General features: G+C 70.4%; 12 protein-coding genes. 4 read left to right on the top strand and 8 right to left on the bottom strand.

Annotated features, from left to right (window positions below):
• Positions 1-16 precede the first annotated feature (16 nt).
• The 3 genes from OG828_RS09775 to OG828_RS09785 are packed head-to-tail and all read right to left on the bottom strand — an operon-like array spanning position 17 to position 3,158.
• The gene (locus OG828_RS09775) at positions 17-919 is read right to left on the bottom strand and encodes a carbohydrate ABC transporter permease (protein ID WP_328500838.1); all 903 of its coding nucleotides are present in this window, start codon (positions 917-919) and stop codon (positions 17-19) included.
• A 2-nt stretch (positions 920-921) separates the two neighbouring features.
• On the bottom strand, positions 922-1,827 hold the full coding sequence (locus OG828_RS09780; protein WP_328500839.1) for a carbohydrate ABC transporter permease: 906 nt from the start codon (positions 1,825-1,827) through the stop codon (positions 922-924).
• A complete protein-coding gene (locus OG828_RS09785) occupies positions 1,827-3,158 on the bottom strand; it encodes an ABC transporter substrate-binding protein (protein ID WP_328500840.1) in 1,332 nt (443 codons plus the stop codon). Before OG828_RS09785 ends, OG828_RS09780 begins: the two co-directional genes overlap by 1 nt.
• Before the next feature lie 278 nt (positions 3,159-3,436).
• Here OG828_RS09785 and OG828_RS09790 point away from each other — a divergent pair, with 278 nt between their 5' ends.
• Positions 3,437-4,513 (top strand): LacI family DNA-binding transcriptional regulator, encoded by a 1,077-nt coding sequence (locus tag OG828_RS09790; RefSeq protein ID WP_328500841.1) that lies wholly within the window; start codon positions 3,437-3,439, stop codon positions 4,511-4,513.
• A 41-nt stretch (positions 4,514-4,554) separates the two neighbouring features.
• Positions 4,555-7,224: a family 78 glycoside hydrolase catalytic domain gene (locus tag OG828_RS09795; RefSeq protein ID WP_328500842.1), complete on the top strand. Its 2,670-nt coding sequence runs from the start codon at positions 4,555-4,557 to the stop codon at positions 7,222-7,224.
• 322 nt (positions 7,225-7,546) lie between these two features.
• On the opposite strand, the gene OG828_RS09800 is transcribed toward OG828_RS09795, so the two are convergent.
• The gene (locus OG828_RS09800; RefSeq protein WP_328500843.1) at positions 7,547-8,314 is read right to left on the bottom strand and encodes an AraC family transcriptional regulator; all 768 of its coding nucleotides are present in this window, start codon (positions 8,312-8,314) and stop codon (positions 7,547-7,549) included.
• A 54-nt stretch (positions 8,315-8,368) separates the two neighbouring features.
• Between OG828_RS09800 and OG828_RS09805 the strand changes: the two genes are divergently transcribed.
• Together OG828_RS09805 and OG828_RS09810 are read left to right on the top strand one after the other, a co-directional pair.
• Complete coding sequence (locus OG828_RS09805; RefSeq protein ID WP_328500844.1) at positions 8,369-9,583, top strand: MFS transporter; 1,215 nt, start codon at positions 8,369-8,371, stop codon at positions 9,581-9,583.
• A gap of 287 nt (positions 9,584-9,870) precedes the next feature.
• On the top strand, positions 9,871-10,587 hold the full coding sequence (locus tag OG828_RS09810; protein ID WP_328500845.1) for a SpdA protein: 717 nt from the start codon (positions 9,871-9,873) through the stop codon (positions 10,585-10,587).
• A 640-nt stretch (positions 10,588-11,227) separates the two neighbouring features.
• Here the strand turns inward: OG828_RS09810 and OG828_RS09815 are convergent.
• The 4 genes from OG828_RS09815 to OG828_RS09830 are packed head-to-tail and all read right to left on the bottom strand — an operon-like array spanning position 11,228 to position 20,611.
• A complete protein-coding gene (locus tag OG828_RS09815) occupies positions 11,228-14,173 on the bottom strand; it encodes a pPIWI_RE module domain-containing protein (protein ID WP_328500846.1) in 2,946 nt (981 codons plus the stop codon).
• Positions 14,174-14,191: 18 nt separating this feature from the next.
• Complete coding sequence (locus tag OG828_RS09820) at positions 14,192-17,806, bottom strand: hypothetical protein (protein WP_328500847.1); 3,615 nt, start codon at positions 17,804-17,806, stop codon at positions 14,192-14,194.
• Positions 17,799-18,980 carry a restriction endonuclease-related protein gene (locus tag OG828_RS09825; RefSeq protein ID WP_328500848.1) on the bottom strand — a complete coding sequence of 394 codons (1,182 nt, stop codon included), beginning with the start codon at positions 18,978-18,980 and terminating at the stop codon, positions 17,799-17,801. The genes OG828_RS09820 and OG828_RS09825 overlap by 8 nt, the downstream gene beginning before the upstream one ends.
• Entirely contained in the window at positions 18,977-20,611 is a 1,635-nt protein-coding gene (locus tag OG828_RS09830) for a PD-(D/E)XK nuclease family protein (RefSeq protein WP_328500849.1), read from the bottom strand. Before OG828_RS09830 ends, OG828_RS09825 begins: the two co-directional genes overlap by 4 nt.
• Positions 20,612-20,704 lie beyond the last annotated feature (93 nt).

Below are 20,704 nucleotides of genomic sequence, written 5' to 3' on the forward strand. Positions count from 1 at the left end.
TCCGGACGTCGCGTGGTCACTTGAGCGCTCCCGCCGAGAGCCCGCTGATGATGTGGCGCTGCGCGATCGCGTAGAAGATGACGATCGGCAGGACCGCGATGATCGAGGCGGCGAGCAGGATCTGCTGTTGCGGGGACTCCGCCGAGACGAAGTTGGTGAGGCCGCGCTGTACGGGCATCAGTGAGCTGTCGTTGAACAGCACCAGGCCCATGAGGTACTCGTTCCAGACCCCCATCGCCTGGATGACGGCCACCGCGACCAGGCCCGGCTTGGCCAGCGGGAGGATGATGCGCCAGAAGGTGCCGAGCAGGGAGGCGCCGTCGATGGCGGCGGCCTCCTCCAGTTCCTTGGGCTGGCTGGCGAAGAACCCGCGCATGATCAGGATGGAGATCGGCAGTCCGCCGGCGATGAGGACGAGGATGTAGCCGATGCGGGTGTTGGCGAGCCCGAGCTCGATCAGCAGCTTGTACTGGGCGATGAACGAGGCCGGCATCGGGATGATCATGATGACGAGGATGAAGCCCACGACGGCACCCCGACCGGGGAACTCGATGCGCGCCAGGGCGTACCCGGCCAGGCTCGCGATGACCAGGATCCCGAGGACCGCGGCCCCGGTGTACAGAAGGCTGTTGGGCAGGTACTGGCTGAAGCCTCCCTCGTTCCAGGCGGTGGCGAAGTTGCCCCATTCGAAGGGGTCGGGGATGGGGTCGGTTCCCTTGTACAGCTGCTCGGCGCTCTGCAGGGATCCGCTCAGCACCCACAGGATCGGCACCAGCGCTTCCAGCGCTCCGGCGATCAGCAGGGCGTACAGGGCTACCCGTGGTCCGCGCAGACGCTTTCGCCGGCCGCGTGGACCGCCCTGCCGCGTCGGTGTCGGCGCCGTCTTCGGCTTCGGTGCCGGGTCGAGAAGCGTGTTCACGGTCACCTTCCCTTCTCCGTCCGGGAGTTGGTGGATCCGCCGAGCCTGCGGGAGACCCACAGCTGGACGCAGGCGAGGGCGACCAGGCACGCCCCGAAGATGACCGACATCGCGGCCGCGCGACCGTACTCGTTGAACTGGAAGGCCTGTTGGTAGATGTGCAGGGTGGGGACCGAGGTGTGGCCGGCGGGGCCGCCGTTGGTCAGGACCTGGACGGTGCCGAAGATCTGCAGGCCGCTCAGCAGGGTCAGCACGCTGACGATGCCGGTGACATGGGACATCCCGGGCCAGGTGACATAGCGGAACTGCGCCCAGGAGCGCGCCCCGTCCAGCGACGCGGCCTCGTACAGCTCGCCCGGTACGTCCTGGCGGCCGGCGAGGAAGAGGATGAAACCGAACCCCCAGTGGTACCAGACGAACACGGCGGCAACGGCGATCACGGCTGTCTTGGGATCACCCAGCCAGTTGTGCGTCAGGCCGTCCAGGCCGAGCGTCTTCAGCGCCTGATTGACGATCCCGATCTTGGGGTCGAGGAACCACGAGAACATGACGCCCACCACCACCGTGGAGAACACCCCGGGCAGGTAGTAGACGGTGCGGAAGAACGCCGATCCGCGGCGGGCGTGGTGCACGGCCAGCGCCATGACCATGGACACCGCGTTGGCGACGACCAGACCGACGGCGCCGAAGACGACGGCGTTCTTCATCGAGCCCCAGAACTCGGCGTCGTCCATCACCCAGCGGAAGTTGTCGAGCCCCACGAACGGCGTGTCCGGGCTCACGCCGTCCCAGGACTGGAAGCTCAGCAGAATGCCCTGGACGAAGGGGATCACCGTGAACACGGCGATCATCGCCAGCGCCGGCGCCAGGAAGACACCGGCGGCCAGCATCCGATTGCGGTGCCTCACTACGCCCTCCGCTGCGCCGTGTCGAGGTCGCCGAGGACCTCGTCCACCGAGCGCTCCTTGAGCACGATGGCCTCGGCGCCCTTCTGCAGGGCGGTGATGACCTGCTGGTTCATCTGGTTGGCCACGAGCTGGACGTCGGAGATCTTCGCGGCGATGCCGGTCAGCTGCCGCGGAATGTTCTCCGTGGGCACGGCCTGCGCGGAGGGGATCAGCGGAACCTCCTTGGCGAAGGCCGTCTGCTGGGCCGGATCGGTCAGCCACCGCACGAACTTCAGTGCCTCGTCGGCGTTCTTGCTCCTGGGGTTGACCGCGGCGCCCTTCGCGGTACCGCCCACCATGCGCGGTGTCTGGGTGCCGTCATCGGCCTTGGGGACCGGGAAGGAGCGGAAGTCCGTGAAGTCCGGGGCGGTCGCGCGAGCCACCCCGACGGCCGAGGTGCCGTCGTAGATGGCCGCGACGCTCCGGGTGTTGAAGAAGGCCTTCTCCACGTTCGGGTTGTCGCTGTTGCCGGACGGAAGTGAGCCTGTGGAGATCACGCCGGCGTCCCGCAGGTCGACCAGGAGCTGGAAGGTCTTGCGCCAGCCCTCGCTCTTCCAGCCGGCCTTGCCGGTGAAGGTGGCGTTCAGCTCCTCGTCGGTGAAGTAGTTGGAGGCATACGACTGGATCAGCTGGTTCGACAGGCTGGCCGCGAACCAGATGGGGTCCTTCCCGGACTTCTTGATCTTCCTCAGCTGCTCGATGAACTCGCTCATGGTGGCGGGCGGCCGGTCCGGGTCCAGCCCGGCGGCCTTGAACATCGCGGCGTTGACGAAGAGCCCCATGGCCGGGCTCTCCCAGTGGGCGCTGTAGATGCCCGGCTTCACGCCCTGCGAGTTGTCCGCCTCGAACGTCGACGCCTTGATCGTGGCGGGCCGGAAGGTGTCGCCCCACGCGCCCTTCAGCCGGTCGGTCAGGTCCATGGCCCAACCCGCCTTGTAGTAGGGCGCCATGGAGAAGGAGTCCATCGCCGAGTAGATGTCGGGCATGTTGCGGGACTGGGAGCTCGACTGAAGCTTGGTCAGGAAGTCGGCGGGGCCGACGTCGTCGATCTTGATCTTCACGCCGGTCTGCTGCGTGTACTTCCGCGCCAGCTGTCCGAGCGCTGCCGCCTGGCCGCGGGACTGGTTCATGAACACGATCTCGGAGCTGCTTCCCGTACTGCCCCCGCCCGACCCGCAGGCGGCCAGCGTGGTGGCGGCGAGCCCGCCGCCGACGGCGCCGAGGAAACCGCGCCGGGACAGGAATGTGGCGGCGGCCGGCGAAGCCGCCTCCGCCGTGTGGTCTCGCCTCATCGCGAGTCCTCCTCCATGGGTCGGTGACGCCGCAACTCGGTGACAATGCTGTGCGGGCTGCCGAAAATTTATGACCTATTCGAGCGAAACTGATTTCCCCCGAGTTCCGTTGACCGTGAACGCTAGGTAGGGCAGTGACCCTCGTCAACCCTCTTGCCTGCCCTTGTTTCCGCTGTTTTTCTGCGTGGACACGGAACGACAGGCATCGAAAAATATTTCGGTGATACTGTGCTGCCTGTACGGAACGCTACGTCCGGCACGGTCACAAAGGGGCAGCCATGGCATCCACATCGAGCCGCGTGACACTGGCGCAGATCGCCGAGTCCGCCGGCGTCTCGGTGGCCACCGTCTCCAAGGTCATCAACGGGCGCCCCGACGTGGCGCAGCAGACGCGCGACCTGGTGCTGGATCTGATGCGCCAGTACAACTACGGCGGGAACCGGGACGATCTGCGCGCGTACCCCACCGTGGAACTGTTCTTCGGGTTCGCGCGGCTGAGCATCTACCACACGGAGATCATCCAGAGCGTGGTGGACGCGGGGGCCCGTGAGGGCATCGGCGTGGTGGTCAGCAGACGCGGTGACCACGACCCCGCGGCCGACCCCGCCGCCTGGGCCCGCGGCCTGGCCGCCGCCGGCCGGCGCGCGGTCATTGCGGTCACGGCGAACACTCTGTCGCCCCCGATCCTCGAAGCCCTGAACCGGGTCCGGCTGCCGGTGGTGCTGCTCGACCCGGAGTCATTGCCCGACGGCTCGATCGTCAGCGTCGGCGCCACCAACTTCGCCGGCGGCCACGCCGCCGCCACGCATCTGCTGGCCCTCGGCCACCGCCGTATCGCCTACCTCGGCGGCACGGAGCACGCGTGGTCCAACCAGGCCCGGCTGCACGGGTTCCGCAGCTCGATGGAAGCGGTCGGCGTGCCGGTGCTGGGCGAACTGATCCGCCATGCCGGCACGTTCCACGCCGCCGAGGGCATCGAGCACGGCGGGCGGCTGCTGGCCGTGGATCCCGCGCCCACCGCGGTGTTCGCCGCCTCCGACGAACTGGCCGCCGGGGTCATCGAAGCAGCCCGGCGGCGCGGTCTGCGCGTACCGGACGACCTCAGCGTCGTCGGCTTCGACAACACCCCGCTGGCTCAGGTGATCTCGCCCCCGCTGACCACGATCCACGGTCCCGTGCCCGAGATGGGGACCGTGGCCCTGCGCACCGCCCTTCGCCTGGCCGCCGCAGAGGAGATCGACTCCCACCATGTCGAGCTGGCCACCAGGCTGGTCGTCCGCGACTCGACCCGAGCCCTCCCCTCCGTGACCGACCCCGACGACCCGGGGCCGACCCCGGGCGATGCCACGTCCTGAACCGCTCGGCCACCCACCCGGAAATGGAGGCGATGGCACCGATGCCCACTCCCGCTCCGTACGACCTCACGATCGACTTCGGCGGCGACCTGTTCCCGGTCTCCGGGAGCCGCCCGCGCCTGTCGTGGAAGCCCGCCGAGGGCCTACCGCCCCACGCCGCCCACGAGCTGGAGATACACGTCGAGGACCGCCCCGCACTGACGGTGCCCGTCGACGGCCACCTCCACATCGACTGGCCGGCCCCGCCGCTGAGCAGCGGCGAACACGTCCGCTGGCGCGTCCGGTCCCGTACCGAAGCACAGGCCTCCCCATGGAGCACCTGGCACGACTTCGAGGCCGGGCTGCTCGACGAGGACTGGACGGCACACTGGATCACCCCCGCCGACGATCCGCAGAACGCGCGCCTTGCCCCCGGCACCCGCCCCGCATACGCCCTGCGCGCCACCTTCACGACCACCGGCACGGTCCGCGCCCGCCTGTACTCGACGGCCCTCGGTGTGTACGAGGCGTTCGTCAACGGCGAGCGCGCGGGCACCGTCGAACTCGCGCCCGGCTCCACGTCGTACGACCACACCCTCTACGCCCAGGCCGCCGACGTCACCGCCTCCGTGCGCCCCGGCACCAACACCGTCGAGATCGTGCTGTCCGACGGCTGGTACCGCGGCCAGGTCGGTGCCTTCCGCAAACCGGCCGGCTGGGGTGAACTCCTCGCCGTCCGGCTGGAGTTGCACCTCGAACACGCCGACGGGACGCGTCAGGTCGTACGCACCGACGAGCACTGGACCTCCGCCCCGAGCCCCGTCACCCGGGCCGACCTGATGGACGGCCAGATCACCGACTTCCTCGCTCCGACCGGGCCCGAACGGCCCGTCCTCGTCGACGCGGTCACCGCGCCCCCGATCGACTGGTCTCCGGCCCCGCCCGTGCGCCGCGTCGAGGACCGCCCCGTCACGTCGCTCACCCGGCTGGCCGGCGGCGCATGGATCGCCGACTTCGGCCAGAACGCCTCCGGCTGGACCGCCCTGACCGACCTCGGCCCGGCGGGAACCCGCACGGCGATCGACTACGGCGAGCACCTCGACCCCGCCACCGGAGACCTGACCACCACCCACCTCGACATCCAACGCCCGGGCGACCCGGTGACCGTCTTCGTGCAGCACGACGAGGCCGTCTCCTCCGGAGCCGCCGGCGAGGTCTTCGAGCCCCGCCACACCGTGCACGGATTCCGGTACGCCCGCCTGGAGCGCGGCGACGTCCCGCTCGACGCGTCGAGCCTCACCATGTGCGTGGTCCACACCGACCTGCGCTCCACCGGCACCTTCGCCTGCTCCCACCCGGACCTCAACCACCTGTATGAGGTCGCCCGTTGGAGCTTCCGCGGCAACGCCGTCGACGTGCCCACCGACTGCCCCACCCGTGAACGCATCGGCTGGACCGGCGACTACCAGGTCTTCGCGCCCAGCGCCGTGCGTCTGTACGACGTGTACGGCTTCAGCCGCAAATGGCTGCGCTCGGTCCGCGACGACCAGCTCGACGACGGCCGGATCGCCAACTTCTCGCCCGACGGACGGCGCATCAAGCTCGGCACCGACCGGCGACTGGACATGATGACGGGCTCGGCCGGCTGGGGCGACGCCATCGTGCTGGTGCCCTGGCTGCTGTACGAGACGTACGGCGACCGCCGGCTGCTCGCCGAGAACTGGGACGCGATGGTCCGCTGGGTCGAGTGGGCGCTGCTCACGGCCCGCACCGCCCGTCACCCCTCCCGGGTGGCCCGCTCCGCCGAGCCGCTGCCGCACGAGGAGTTCATCTGGGACGGCTCGTTCCATTGGGGTGAGTGGTGTGAGCCCAAGCCCCGCGCCGCGGACGGCTCACCGATCGAACCGGTGGAGGACGGCCCGGACGGCTGGATGAGCACCGACAAGGGCGAGGTGGGCACCGCATTCCTGTACCGCTCGACCTCAGGCCTCGCCACCATCGCCCGTGTCCTGGGCCACGATGCCGACGCCGCCCGCTACACCCGGCTGGCGCAGCGGATCAAGGACGCCTGGCGCACGGAGTTCCTCGACGACACCGGCCGCACCACCGTCGACACCCAGGCGAGCTACGTCCGCGCCCTCGCCCTCGGACTGGCCCCCGAGAAGCTGCGAGACGCGGTCGCCGCGCGCCTGGCCGAACTGATCCGCGCGGCCGGGACGCACCTGGGCACCGGCTTCCTCTCCACCCCCGACCTGCTGCCCGTCCTCGCCGACACCGGCCATGTCGACCTCGCCTACCAGGTGCTCCTCCAGCGCACCTCGCCGTCCTGGCTCGGCATGCTCGACCGCGGCGCCACCACGGTCTGGGAGGACTGGGACGGCGTCGACGAGAACGGCGACGCGCACGAGTCGCTCAACCACTACAGCAAGGGCGCCGTCATCCACTTCCTGCACACCCACACCCTCGGACTACGACAGGCCGAGGGCTCGGTGGCCTGGGAACGGTTCGTCGTCGCGCCCGTACCCCACGCGTCGGTCACCTGGGCACGCGGCACCTTCGACAGCCCGCGCGGCATGATCGCGGTCGAATGGCGCACGGAGGACGACGAACTGCACATCACCGTCGATGTCCCGCCCACAGCCGTCGCTACGGTTGTCTTTCCCGACGGCGAGGAACTGCCACTTGGCCCGGGCAGGTTCGCGTCGCGCCGTTCTCTGGCTCGCGGCAGGTAGCGGGTGAGATCCCAGACCGCCCGTCGACAGCGCCTTCGGCCCTCGGCCTGCTACAGCCAGCGGCCGTCCTCGGCGTTCAGGACGAACAGCTTGCGCTTCGCGTAGCCGGGCAGGGCAGACCCGCGGCCGACGAGACCGGTTTCGCCGCCGGCGTAGCTCGTTTCATGTTGCCTAGTTCGTCAGCTCTGTCGTGTGGTCGGCCCTTGGCGAGCCCGTGGACACTCCCGATGAGCCATACGGCCGCCCGGACCGGCCATCACGATGACAGGCCGGACCGGGGACCCCTCCCGAGCGATATCTCAGAGCACGTTCCGCACGCCCACTACCCGTTCTGCCCCGGCGTCCGCGCCGCGTCCGCCGCGCGGCCCGGTGTGTGGCCGAAGGCGCGGCGGAAGACGTCGATGAACGCGCTCGCCGAGGACCAGCCGCACCGGTGCGCCACCACCGTCACCGGCGTGTCCTCGGCGAGCAGCACCAGGGCGTGGGAGAGCCGCAGTTGGGTGCGCCACTGCGGGAACGTCATGCCGAGGTCGGCCTTGAACAGGCGGGACAGCGTGCGATCGCTGGCGCCGACCTGTCTGCCCAGGGCCGCCAGGGTGCGGTTGTCGGCCGGGTCGGCGTGCAGGATGTCGCACAGCGCCCTGAGTTGCGGCGCGGTCGGCGTGGGGACGTGCAGCAGCTGCTGGGGGGAGATCCGCAGCTGGTCGCAGAGCACGGCGCGCAGGGGCCGGTGTTCGGGACTGTCGTCCGCCGGGTCGCGGGTACAGGCGAGGATCAGCTCCCGCAGCAGCGGGCTGACGGCCAGGACGGTGGGCTCGTCCAGGCCGAGCGGATTGGTGTCCGCGGGCAGGCCGACCAGGTGCAGTTCGAGCTCGCCGCGCGCCTGGTGGGAGTGCACGGTGCCGGCCGGCACCCAGATGGCCCGGGTGGCCGGCGCGATCCAGGCGCCCGCGTCGGTGGTGACGGCGAGCACGCCCCGGCTCGCGTAGACGATCTGGTGGTCGTCGTGCCGGTGGGCGTCGATGGCGGTGCCGGGGGCCAGCCAGCGGGTACTGGTCGGCGCCAACGACTCATGGCGGATATCCATCATCGATCGGCAGATTATCGGAAGTGCGACAGGGTGACCACGGACGACGATGGCGCCATGCCAAGGAACAAGTCGATCGTCCTGCTGTCGGTCGGACATGCCTGCGTGGACGTCTACCAGGGCGCCGTGGCGGCCCTGGTGCCGTTCTTCGTCGCCGAGCGTGCCTACACCTACGCTGCGGCCTCGGGCATCGTCCTCGCCGCCAGCCTGCTCTCTTCGGTGGCGCAGCCCTTATTCGGCGCGCTCACCGACCGGCACCCCATTCCCTGGCTGCTCCCGGTGAGCACGGTGCTCGGCGGGCTCGGTGTGGCCCTGAGCGGCATCAGCGGCTCGTACGCGCTCACGCTGCTGTTCGTGGCGCTGTCCGGCATCGGGGTCGCCGCGTACCACCCGGAGTCGGCTCGGGTCGCGCGGGTCGCCGGCAAGGGCAGCCACAGCTCCATGGGGTGGTTCTCGCTGGGCGGCAATGTCGGCTTCGCGGTGGCGCCGCTCCTGGTCACCGTCGTGATCGCCACCGGCGGACTGCGGTTCTCCCCGCTGCTGATCCTGCCCGCGCTGGCCGGCAGCGTGCTCACGCTGCCGGTGCTGCGGGCGCTGGAGAATGCGCCGCGCGCAGAGGACGGCCGGGGGGCCGCACGGGGGCGGGACGACTGGTTCTCGTTCGTGCGGCTGTCGCTGGCGGTGGTGTGCCGGTCGATCGCCTTCGTGGGGCTGAGCACCTTCATCGCCTTCCACGCCCGGGAGCAGACGGGCGGCGGTACGGCGGCGGGGACGGCCGCGCTGTTCGTGCTGTACCTCGGCGGCGCCGTCGGCACGGTCGTCGGCAGCAATCTGGCCCACCGCTGGGACCGGGTCACGGTGGTGAGCATGTCGTACCTGATCACGGTCGGTGCCGTCGCCGGTGTCGTGTTCGTGCCCGGCCCGGCGATCTACCTGTTCGTGATGCTGACCTCGATCGGCCTGTACGTCCCCTTCTCGCTCCAGGTCACACTCGCCCAGGACTACCTGCCCACGCGCGTCGGCACGGCCAGCGGGATCACGCTCGGCCTCATGGTCAGCGTCGGTGGCCTCACCAGCCCCCTCATCGGCAGCATCGCCGACGCCACCTCACTGCGCACGGCCCTGGCGCCCCTGATCCTGATGCCCGCCCTGAGCTGGCTCCTGTTCCGCACCCTGCCGGAACCGGCCGTGCCCGAGCCCCTGTTGGGCGACGGGGGCAAGGACGCCCCGCAGGACACCCGGAGCACCACCACCGAGCACAGCCGCCTCTGACCGGCGCAACGTCCGTACGGCAGCCTGCGCACCGATGCACAGAACCCCGGCCCCAACCGGGACCGGGGTTCAAATGACCCTACTTTGGTGTCCGAGGGGGGACTTGAACCGAAACCCCAACCGGTCGTGCTGCGCGCCGACCTGGAGATTCAGGCGGCCCCGCGCGCTGGCCGACGGCGGTGCGAGCCTGCTGCGTCGGATGGTGCGCCGTGACGGCGGCCCCGACGAGAGCGCGCCTCGAAGCTCATCCGAACGGGCTGTTGGAGCAGGGCCGCACCTTGCACGCAGTGACGGTGATCATGGCCACCGTCGTCGGCCTGACCTTCCTCTTCGGCTTCGGCAACGTGTGGACCCTGGCTCTGCGCCTCGGCGTGCCGGCCTGGGTGGCACCCCTGGTGGCCCCGGCGGTGGACCTGTCGGTACTCGGTCTGCTCCTGGGCGTCCGCTATCTCGCGCTGCACGGGGCGACCTCGGAGCAGTTGCGCCCCGGCCGGCGACTGCTGGTCTTCTCCAGTGTGATGACTCTGGCCCTGAACATCACCGACCCGTTGCTTGCGGGTCAGTTCGGCAAGGCCGCATTTGACGCGGTGGGACCTCTGCTTCTTATCGGCTGGGCGGAGGTCGGTCCCGGTCTTCTGCAGGCCATCAGCGGCATCCAGGGCCGGAACGACGAACATCCGACAGGGGCCGCGGCTGGACCGCACGCCGCCGGTCCGACGCCGGATGCAGATGCGGGGATGGGGTCTGCGTACGACGACCTCCTGGAGCGTGCCAGACAGGAGGACGCCGATCACTGGGAGCTGCACCAGCGGCCGATCTCCGCCGAGACGCTGCGCAAGCGGCTCCGTATCGGTGCCGCCAGATCCAGGATGCTGGTGGCCGCGATCCGCGGGAACAGTAGCCAAGCACTCGCCATCGAGGCGGGCCGAATCCAGCGGTCAGGCCGAGCCGAGAATGTGATGCACTCCAGGAAGGAGCAGCGCATCCGAGGTTCAAACCCGTAGACCGGATTGGCCTTACTCATGATCGCGGTGACCGCCTCACGCTGAACACGGGCCCCGTCGGGACCACGTAGCCCTCGGCTCAGGGCAGGTTTGAACCCCGGGCGGGGGACCCAGGACATGGGAACAAGAAAGGGCGCCAGGCGAACGGGCGGAATTGGCAGGTCGCGTCCCGCGAGGTGGTGTAGCCGATCAACGGATCGGAACTCGCAGGTCACGCCGGGTACTTCGACCGGCTGAGGCACTCCCGGCACTTGACCGGGCCACTTCGCGTGCCGCGCCAACGGAGAGATCATCGCGAGCCAGGTACCGGAAGGCGAAGCGCATGATCGCTTACACCACCTCGCGGGACGCGACCAATTGGCAATTGAGGCGACCGTCCACTTGAAGCCGTAGGTGGCCGAGTTCGGCTCCTGGACAGGCGCCACATCATCGCCCTTCAAGCCCGGCATCGGCCCTAGGCTGAGATCTTTGGCATCCGCACCGGCACGGCTGCCCACGGTGCCGCGGAATCAGCCCGGGCGTTCTGGGCCCAGCTGATCCGCGTCGCCCTCTCGCGCATTCCATGGCGCCGGACGTAGGCCCATCCATCCAAGGAACATGGAGGCGGAGGGCAGCAGCCGCGGTTCGCCGACGACTGCTCCTACAGTCGCGCGGCTCGAGTCGTCGCCTGGTCGAACAGCGACAACTGCTCCTGTTCGTCCTGCGGTTCCGGTTCCCTTGCCAGCCCCGGGGCCGCGCCTGCGTCTGGGTCGGTATCGGCCGCAGAGTCCGCCGAGGGGGGCTCGTCCCCTTCCGCACGCGTCGGTAGGACGTACTCCTGCGCGAGGCCGGCGAGATGCAGCGGCAGCGGCAAGCTCAGTGCGTCCGGCAGATCGGGGGCCTGGCGGAGCTGATGCGCTGCGAGCGCCACCGCCTCGGGGGAGTCACCGTCCTCCGGGTGGCAGCCGAGGACCGTGAACTCGACGAGTCCTGGGTTCCATGCGGCCTTGTCGGTGTCGACGGTCAGCTTCCCCTTGGTGTTCACCCGGGGGGCGAGCTTGTCGGCGGCCACCGACAGTTTGAAAGTCCGCGCTTTCGGTGTGGTGGACCAGAAGACACGGGCCGTCTCCGGGCCGGTATTCGGGTTCGTCCACAGATGGGCCGCGAGGCCGTTCGCCCCATCCGGGTTCACTCCCCACCACTGTGCCGTTTCCCGCCCGCGTGACGTGCGTACCCGCACCAGGCGCAGGTCCGGATCGAGACGGCGTGCGGGCGCGTGACCGTCACGGAACTTGTCGGCCACCACCTTGCCGTCCTGCAGCCACGTCCAGTGCGAGCGCATGTTCTGCCCGTGGGCCAGCAGCATCGTCGGCGTACCGCGCAGCGAGCGGCGCACTCGCTGGATCCACTCCTCGGCGGCCCGGCGCTGCTCGGCCATGTCCGCCCACCACGACGGGCGCGAGACGGGATCGTCGCCGCCGCGCGGAGCGGGCAACGTGCCCGTGGCCGGTACTTCCGCGCGCTTGGTCAGCCGCAGCAGCATCACCGGATATGGCACCCAGGCCCGCACCTCGTCATCCCAGCCCTCCACCCGCGCCAGGCCCTGTCCGGACACCTCCGGCGTTACGAGCACCGCGACTGGCACGTGCCCGGCCCAGCGCGTACGGCTGCGACGGTTCTTGCGGACCATCCACACGGCCGCGTACCGCATGCCCGAGGGAAGCCGCTCACCGAGACTGTGCTCGGGGTGGATCCGTACGCCGAGCTGGCGCAGACCGTCGTCCCAGGCCTTGGCCGCGCGGAAGTCCTTGTTCTTCTCGCTGTTGTAGCCCTTGGCCCTTTTCGGTACGGCCATGAACTGGGTGAGGACACCGGCGTCCGCGCAACCGAGCCGAAGAGCGAACTTGGCGTCGTGGTCTGAGGAGGTGAAGTCCTTGGCCCGGTCGATCTCCACCAGGGCGAGGGACGGAACGAGGGAGGGCATGTCCTCTGCGACGAAAGCCGTCATTTCCCGGCGCCGGACACCGAGCGCGGTGGTAACCGCCTCGCGCGAGTGCCGGGGTCCCCCGGGCAGCGTCAGGTCGTGGCCCAGCGAGCGGGTGAGCTTGCGGCAGCGCAGCCGTACCGTCAGCTCCGGAGTCTGCCACTCCAGCACGACCGTGCCGTCGAAGGCGTCAGCGTCCTCCGGCGCACCTCCGTCCCCCTTTAGGTCCAGATGGGCCATCAGGGCCGCCACCGCGGTGTCGCGCATCTCCGGCGTCTGCCAGAACAACCTAGTTTCCAGGAGCGGCAGTTCACCAGGGTCCGCGTCTGGGGCCAGGCAGCGCAGCGCGAAGGCGGCACCCTGTCGGCGGGCCTCCGTCCGCTGCCGTTCCTCCACGGCCTTCTTCGCCGCCTCGGACGGCTCACGGCGCGGGTTGGCGGGAGTGCTCCCCGACAGACGAGTGCGCACCAGCGCGGGCGCCGGACGCAGCTGCTCCGGCAGTGCCTCCTCGGCCCACTTGACGATCCTCGAACGCTGGTCGGGCATCAGGCCGGTACCCACCTCGTGCGACCCCATCGCGGTGCTGTGCACGACGGCGGCCCGCATCCCGTCCTCCAGCCACTCGGTCGGGGCGGTGAGAACGGACTCGGCGTCGGGGAACGATTCGGTCAGCGACATGCTCCGCAGCATCCCGGCGGGGCCGCCGCCCACCCAGTCGTGGCCGCCCTTGTTCCACCCGAGGCGGGCGAGCGCGAACCGGTCGCTCGCCGGGGCTCCGGGCAGCCAGGGCACCCGGGGGCGCAGCAGCACCGTGGTCCTGCGGCCGTACGGCAGATACAGCCGACCGGACTTGACGCCGACGCGGGTGGCGTACCGCCGGATGTGGGTGTGCAGGTGAAAGCGGGGCAGCGGGTCGAACGGCACCGTCTGAAGGGTGATGTTCAGGACGACGGAGAACCACTCCGTGCCCCGGCTCCCTTCGTGCTTCAGCGCCTGCGACACCAGCTCGGCGCCCTGGTCGCGGGGCCCGCGCGGCATGGCGCGGAAGCGCAGCCGCCCCGCGCCGAAGTCGTAGGGCTCCAGTTCGTCGAGGAGTCGCCGGGCCAGCCAGTCCGTCGTCAGCTGGAACTGGCGGGGATCGGGGGCCGCCGTGCCGCCGGGGGTGGTCGGGCAGCGCAGCAGCTCCACCTCCACGCCCCCCTGCCACTCAGGAGGGTCTTCGAAGAGGGCATCCCTGGTCTCGTTCAGCAGCGACCGGTACTCGCGCTCCGGACGCAGATCCTTCAGCCAGGCTCCCACGAGAGCCCGGAAAGCCGCGGCGGGCAGCGGATCGGGGATGTCCTCTGGGGCGTACAGCCAGAAGTCCGGGCCCTCGTCCCGGTACCGGGACGGGCGCGGGCGCGGGCGCACCAGTACGTCGGGCGCGAGTGCCTGGATCACCTGATCCATGCGGAAGGTGGGAACCGTCTCCAGCGGTTTGTCGCAGCCCGCGCTGCACAGCGCGAGCAGCGGGGCGCGCCATTGCTCGGGAAAGGGCAGGGCCCGGTACCGCCCCATCACCGAGGCATCGCGGGAGACGGGCAGCGAGGATGCGGTCCGGATGGAGTCGTAGCGCTGAGCCATGAGGGTGTCCCTTTTCGTTCAGGAGGTGTGGTGGGTGATGTCACGCAGCGCCTTGTAGAGGGGCGCGTACAGGAGACGGGCGACTTCGGGATCGCCGGGATCGGTGCGGTCGGGCGGCACGGTGCCTTCCTCGAAGTACGGGGCGAGGACGTCCCGCAGGCCGGTCAGCAGCCCGTCCTCCTGCGGGAGCGGGGACGCCGCCGCTCCAGGGGAGAGCAGCCTGGCGGTGTGCGGAGCGAAACGGGCGTCGACGAAGACCACTCGGGCCGGCACACCACCGCGTACCAGTCGGCCGATGACCTGCCAGATCGTCACCAACTGGTCCCAGGTGAACGACCGCTTCTCGTGGTCGGACAGCCGCGAGTAGATGTAGCGGCGGGACAGCAGCCTGCGCCACTCGCCGCGCGCCACATGACGGAACGCGAGTCCCGCCTCGTCGAGGCTGCTGGCGCCGACCGCCAGCTTGCCGAAAGTGCCCTGTGGCAGGCCGGGTTCATCGCGGGCGAAACGGGTGGCCCAGTCGTTGATCGCGAACACGGCGAGGGCCAGATCGTCCGGACGTGGATGCGGCCGGGCCAGGAAGAGGGCCGCGCCGAAGGCCGCGTTGCGCTGGGCGTTGAGGATGTTGTGGCCGCGCTCGACCGCCATGAGCGGGGCGACGAGGAGTTCCGCGCTGCGGTCCTCGGCGAAGGAGGCCAGGTCACCACGGCGCAGCGCGGTGGGGCGGTCGGAGCCGGAGGGCGTCGGCCCCGACCCGCGTACCGCCTGATCCAGATCAGCGTCGTCGGCGGCCAGCACCCGGACGCGACTGTGCCAGCGTTCGATGCCGTGCAGGACCTCTGCGACGTTGTTGGCCTCCTTATAACTGCCGACCAGCAGAATCGCCCGCCTACGACGGTCGTCGGCGATCTTCGCCAGCTCCTGCTCCAGGGGGCTCGGGGCACCGCCGCGGCCCGGGGAACCGAGCCTGCTCGCCAGCGCCCGCGCCGCGGCCGGCCGGACCTTCGGCTCGGTGCCCGACAGACTCATCGGGCGGCCCTCGTCGTCATACAGGAAATGTGTGGTGAAGACCGACTCGCTCACGGCCTCCAGCGCGCGCGGAGACGGCTTGAGCACGGCGCCGACCGGCGCGAGCACATGGGCACGGGTGGAGGCCCCGGCCCAGCTCGTTCCGGACATGAGCACCACATGTGGGCCTCGGCGCGAGGCACCCGGGTCAGCTCCCACCTCGTGCAGCGAGAGCAGCAGTTCACGGCCGACGCCCGCGCAGCGGAAGAAACGCAGGGTGCCGCTGTGCCGTCCGTCGATGTCCCGTTCCCGGTCGTCGGGCAGGTACTGGAAGCCGAGGACGTTGCCCATCGGGGCCTCCGGGACCAGCGGAGCATAGTCAAGGGGAGGGCGGCGGGAGAGCTCGTTGCCCGTCGAGTCCAGGTGCAGGGCGGCCTCCACCTGCGGCCACAGGAAGACCAGTCGGTCCAGACGGTGGTTCAGGGCGCTGAGCAGCAGCATGAACTCCAGGCGCCGGGCTGTGAGATCGAGCCACATCTCGTCCTTCGCCCTCGCGGCCGCCGGGCTGTCGGCGAGCAGCGGGCGCAGTACGGTGAGGACGCGGACGCGGGTGTCCGACGAGGACAGCGTGGCCAGCAGATCCTGGGCCAGCCGCACCAGATCGTCCGTCGTGTTCCTGTAGGGCCCCAGGCCGCCCAGCGGGTCGTCGCGGAACCTGTCGAAGAGGCCCGTCAGTTCCGTACGCCGGGCGTCGGAACTGGGGCCCGATGGCTCCGGCTCCGGAGCGTCGTCCTCGTACGCCTCGTATAGCTCCCCCTCGTCCGCCACTCCGTCGGGCGCACCTGGGGTACGCTCCGGCGCGAACCAGTCGCTCAGCAGCTTCTCCTGCAGGGTCCAGGGGCTGAAGTACTCCATGTCGGCCCACTCGCGCAGCTCCTCGTCGGAGATCAGCAGCTTGTAGAGCCGGTCGGTGGCGGCGTGCACCACCGTGAGCGAGGCGGACCAGCGCTCGATCTCCTGGTCCGTGAGGGGCAGTCGACCCTGCCTGGACAGTTCCTCGATCCGGTGCGTCTGCAGCTGGTCCAGCCAGGACTCGGGGCCGGGCGAGACCAGCGTCGCCGACGGGGCGAAGATCTCGTCCAGCTTCATCTGCACCGAGTCGGCCTCGTCGACGATGATGATGTCGCTGCGCAGACACGCCAGTTCAAGGTGACGCAGCCGTTCGTCGCCCAGGTGCCGCGGCACGGAGGTCTGCACCAGGCTTGCCGGGTTGGCCACCCAGATCTGCGCGTCGACGAGTTCGCGCGCCGAGCGGTGACGCGGGCAGGCGTACCACAGGGGGCATCCGTGGGGAGTGCCCTTGACCTGCGGCGGGCGCGGCTGCGCGGCTCGCTCCCGCCGGGCCGGACGACCCGGCCGGTACGGCTCGGGTAGCAGCGGAACGGTTTCTGGCTCCTCCTGCTCGGCTCGGCGCTTCTCTGGATACAGCGACGTGCAGGGCGCGTCCGCGAACCGCAGTGGCTCGGCGGCCTCGGTGCCGCGCAGCGCGTTCACCACGCACACCGTGCTCAGGTCGTCGAAGCCGGGCACGTCATGGTCGAGGAGGTTGTCCAGGCCCCGGGAGGCCAGCCTGCGATGGAGCCGCTGCACATGCGTCTCACGCGTGGTCAGCCCCAGTACGGGGGTCGCGGTGAGACCGAGGTCGCGCAGCAGCGCGCTGAGCCGCAGCTGCTCTGCCACATCCCCGACGACGATCGTCGTCCGCAACTTCGGCTCCTGACGTGCGCCCCAGACGGCGATCAGTGTCATCAACGTGGACTTGCCCGCGCCGACCATGCCCGCGAGGTGCAGCAGGCCATCCAGTCGCAGGTCGCCGTCCTCGGAGAAACCGAGCCGGTCGGCGTCGCGCGGCGCGATGTGGAGTTCGGACAGCCGGTCCTCCCAGTGCCCTGGGCTCTCGACGTTTTCCTGCCGCTCCATCCGATCCATCCAGCGTGCGGTTTCGACGAGGTCCGCCCGCGTTAGGATGATCGGCTCGCCGCGTCCCGGACACCCGGCCTCCGGAGCGTGTCCCGGCACCGGATTGGGCTGCAGATGCTCCGGCAGCATGACCGAGGTGGGCCGTCGCCGGTCGACGAAGGTGGCCCGGCCGACGGGTGCGATCGGCAAGGCCTTGCGGGCCAGTGGGGGAAGCGCGGCGAGCGCGGCGTCATAGACCGCGATCCGGTCGGAGGCGATTGTGGGTTCGCTGCGCCGCGCGGGGCCGTCGTCGGCCGGGACGTCATAGGCGCGCAGCCGCTCGGGCAGGGCGGCGTACGTCTCCAGGGCCTGCTGCCAGGTGCGGCCCCGGCGCAGCGTCCACAGCAGATGGCGGCCGGCGGTGAGCATCACCTCGTGCTCCGGGGTCACCGCAATGCCGCGTGCCCGTGCGAAGGGATAGCCGCCGAACAGGACGTACGCGCCCCGGGCGGGCTCCAGAGGGGAGAGGCGTTCCAGCAGTCGTAGGGCCAGTTCTACTTGGCACAGCAGACCGGGTTTCGCTCCGGACAGTTCGGCGGGCACCTCGCTCCACAGTCGGGAGAGCTCTTGGCTGACAGGCTTGTGCCAGCCGTCGCGGTCACGCATCGTGGTCCTCCTGCGCGCGGCCGGTCCCGGTCCGCTTCATACGGGTCCGGGCTCGGGCGATCAGTTCGGTGTCGGTGATCAGCGGCAGATCCCTGGCTGCTGTCGGCCGGTTGCGTTCGTACGAGGCGACATAGCCGGGCCGGTCGTCGGCCCGTGCCTGGGGAACCACCCAGAACGCCTCGTCGTACCGGGGCTCAAGCGGCACGGGTCGCGCGGCCCGGCCGAGGAAGGCCGGATGGGCCCAGTCCTTCACATCGACCGCCCACACCCAGCCGTCGGGGAAGGTGATGTGCACGTCGTACGCGTCGTACGCCGGCCACATCCGCACGCGCAGCCCGAGAGCCCGGAGCCGCGCCTCCAGTTCAGCTTCGGCCCGCCCCGGGCCGGTCACGAACTGGCGCAGCGGCCGCTCCAGCTGGAGCAGTCCGCCGGCCTCCTCCTGCTGGATACGGCGTCCCACCGGGGGCGGCCCGAGACGGCGGCAGCGGTCGCGCTCGCACCACCAGCCGCCGCCGTGCAGCAGTGGGGTCAGCAGGATCAGGCAGCGGCCGCAGACCGTGTAGGCGTCGCCCCGCAGGTAGCTGTCGGGTACGGGTTGGTAGATGCGGCGCAGCAGTTCCTTGACCGGGTCGAGGACGTGATCCACCGACACCGCGAACTCTTCGGCGGCGGTGAGCACCGGCCGCGTGACGAGCAGCCGCCGAAACTCGGTGTACGCGTCCTCCTCCCCGTACTCGCGGCACAGTCGCAGCGCGGCCCGGATGATCTCCCGGTCGCGCAGGACGAGGGCACTGTCCCTGGTCTGTTCCGCCCATTCGTGGCACAGCTCGGTGGGCCGCGAGGAGTCCGGGTCCAGCAGCAGGTCACCGGGGCCCACTGCGTCGGGCGGGAGATCGACCGGCCAGTCGGCCACCGGGCGTTCCCGGCACCACGACAGCAGGTCGGGGAGGCTTGCCGGGGGCTCGGCTCGCCGTTCCAGGCAGGCGAGGACCGTCCGGTCCAGGGCACGCTGAACCTCGGCCGGGTAGGGCAATGTGAAGGAGTCCAGTCCGGTCTCGGCGTCCAGCATGGTGAGTGCCGAGGCCAGCGTCCGCATCAGCGGGATGCCATTGTGGGCGGACCAGTCGGCGGCGTGGGCGGGCAGGCCGTCCTCGTCGGCGGGCGCCGTGCTCACCGGGCCTCCAAGTGGGACCGGCCGACGGCACAGTGACTGAGTACCTCGCAGCCCGCGCAGTGACCCCCTGGCTTCGGGGCGTACGTCTCGTCGATGGCCCAGGGCCCCGCCAGCTCCGCGATGATGCGGCGGGCCTCGGCCTGGGTCTCCGGGTCGCCCGGGTCGATCTCCTCGCAGCCCGAGCTCCCTTCGTACAGGATCTCCAGTTCGATCAGCGATCGCCGCGGATCGCCGCCGGGCACGCCCGCTGCCATCAGCAGGACCGCGAAGGGCAGCTGCGGGTAGGTCTCCATCAGCTCCCGCCCCTCCCAGGGACGCCGGGCGGCCGTCTTCGTCTCGTGCCAGATCCAGCCGCCGGAACGGGTGTAGAGGAGGTCAGGGTCGGCGATGAGGAGCACATCGAGCTCGGGGTCGTACGCGGTCAGGCGCGGCTGTACCCGTACCTGCTCTTCGGGCCGGAGTCCGTCGAGGGGGCAGTCGAGCAGGTGGTGGGCGAGCATGGCGAGGGCGGGGGGCTGTTCGGCCTCGGAAAGCCCCGGGAGGGCGGCGGGAACAACGGCGCCACGGCAGCTCCCCTGCCGGTGCTGCTCGTTGAGCCAGTCGTCGACTGCCCGTCCCCTTCGGACGGGTTCGCTCTCGGGCTCGCCCGACCGGAGGTGAAGTACTCGGGTGAGGTGGAACTGCGCGGGACAGCGGGAGTGCACTCGCAGATCGGTGGCCGACACCGACCGGCGCTTGCGGGGCCGGCGCGGACCGGGTACGCCAAGCAGGCCGTACACCCGGGACGGTTGTTCACAGCTCGTCAGTCCTTCGCACCGCTCGCACCCGGAACCGGGGTTGAGCCGGTCCCCCTCGGCCACGCGGGCCAGTACGGGCTTGGCGTGCAGGGCGAAATCATGGGCCGTCCGGTCGCTGTCCCAGTCCGCGAGTACGGTGTGCCGGCCGTCTCCGCAGCTGACGCCGATCACCCTGATCTGCCGTGGAGGGACGGTGTTGCCCCCCACGGGGCGGTGGATGTCCCCGAAGGCGGCCCTCGTGGGGACCCCGGTGGCGGTGACGGCGGCAGCTTCGGCGACCTCCGCGAGCGGGCGGTCCTCCTTGACCGCGTTCACGGACAGGAGCCACAGCTCGCGCTCCGAGCCGTCGGCGGACGCGTACCGCCGCCCCCAGGCGGTGCGTTCGTACCGCACTGCCCCTCGCTCGTCCGGCGCACCGTCCGGCGACTGGGCGATCGCGGTCCACTGCACGCGCACGGGGGTCGTCGTGGGGCGCCCGAGGGCTCGGCGGTCACTTTCGGCCGCCTCGCGAGCGGCCAGGTAGTTGCGCACCGCCATTTCGGCCCAACTGGCGTGACCCGGATGGCATTTCGTGCTGCCATGGAGCCGCCGCGACGCGACTTGCGGATCCATTCCTTCGTACTCGATGAGGTCCAGGGTGCGCATGACCGGCCCGAGCGCGAAGTCCTCGAGGGGCTTGCCGCGCGGTCGTTCCGGTGTCTGCGCCACGAGCGGCCTGGCCCGCAGGGCGTTGCCACGGGGGCAGTCCTGCGGATCCTCGCGCAGCAGCGGCAGCGAAGTCCGGATGAGCCGGGTGTCGCCGTCGGTGCCGGGCGGAGGCTGATGAAACGTCACGCTGCCTCCCTCGCGGCGGAGCTGGAGAAGGGAATCCATAACTTCAGGGAAGCGCATGCTTGTGAACTAAGTCAAGCGATGTTTCGAGGTTGG

This window comes from Streptomyces sp. NBC_00457, from assembly GCF_036014015.1.
Lineage (GTDB): Bacteria > Actinomycetota > Actinomycetes > Streptomycetales > Streptomycetaceae > Streptomyces.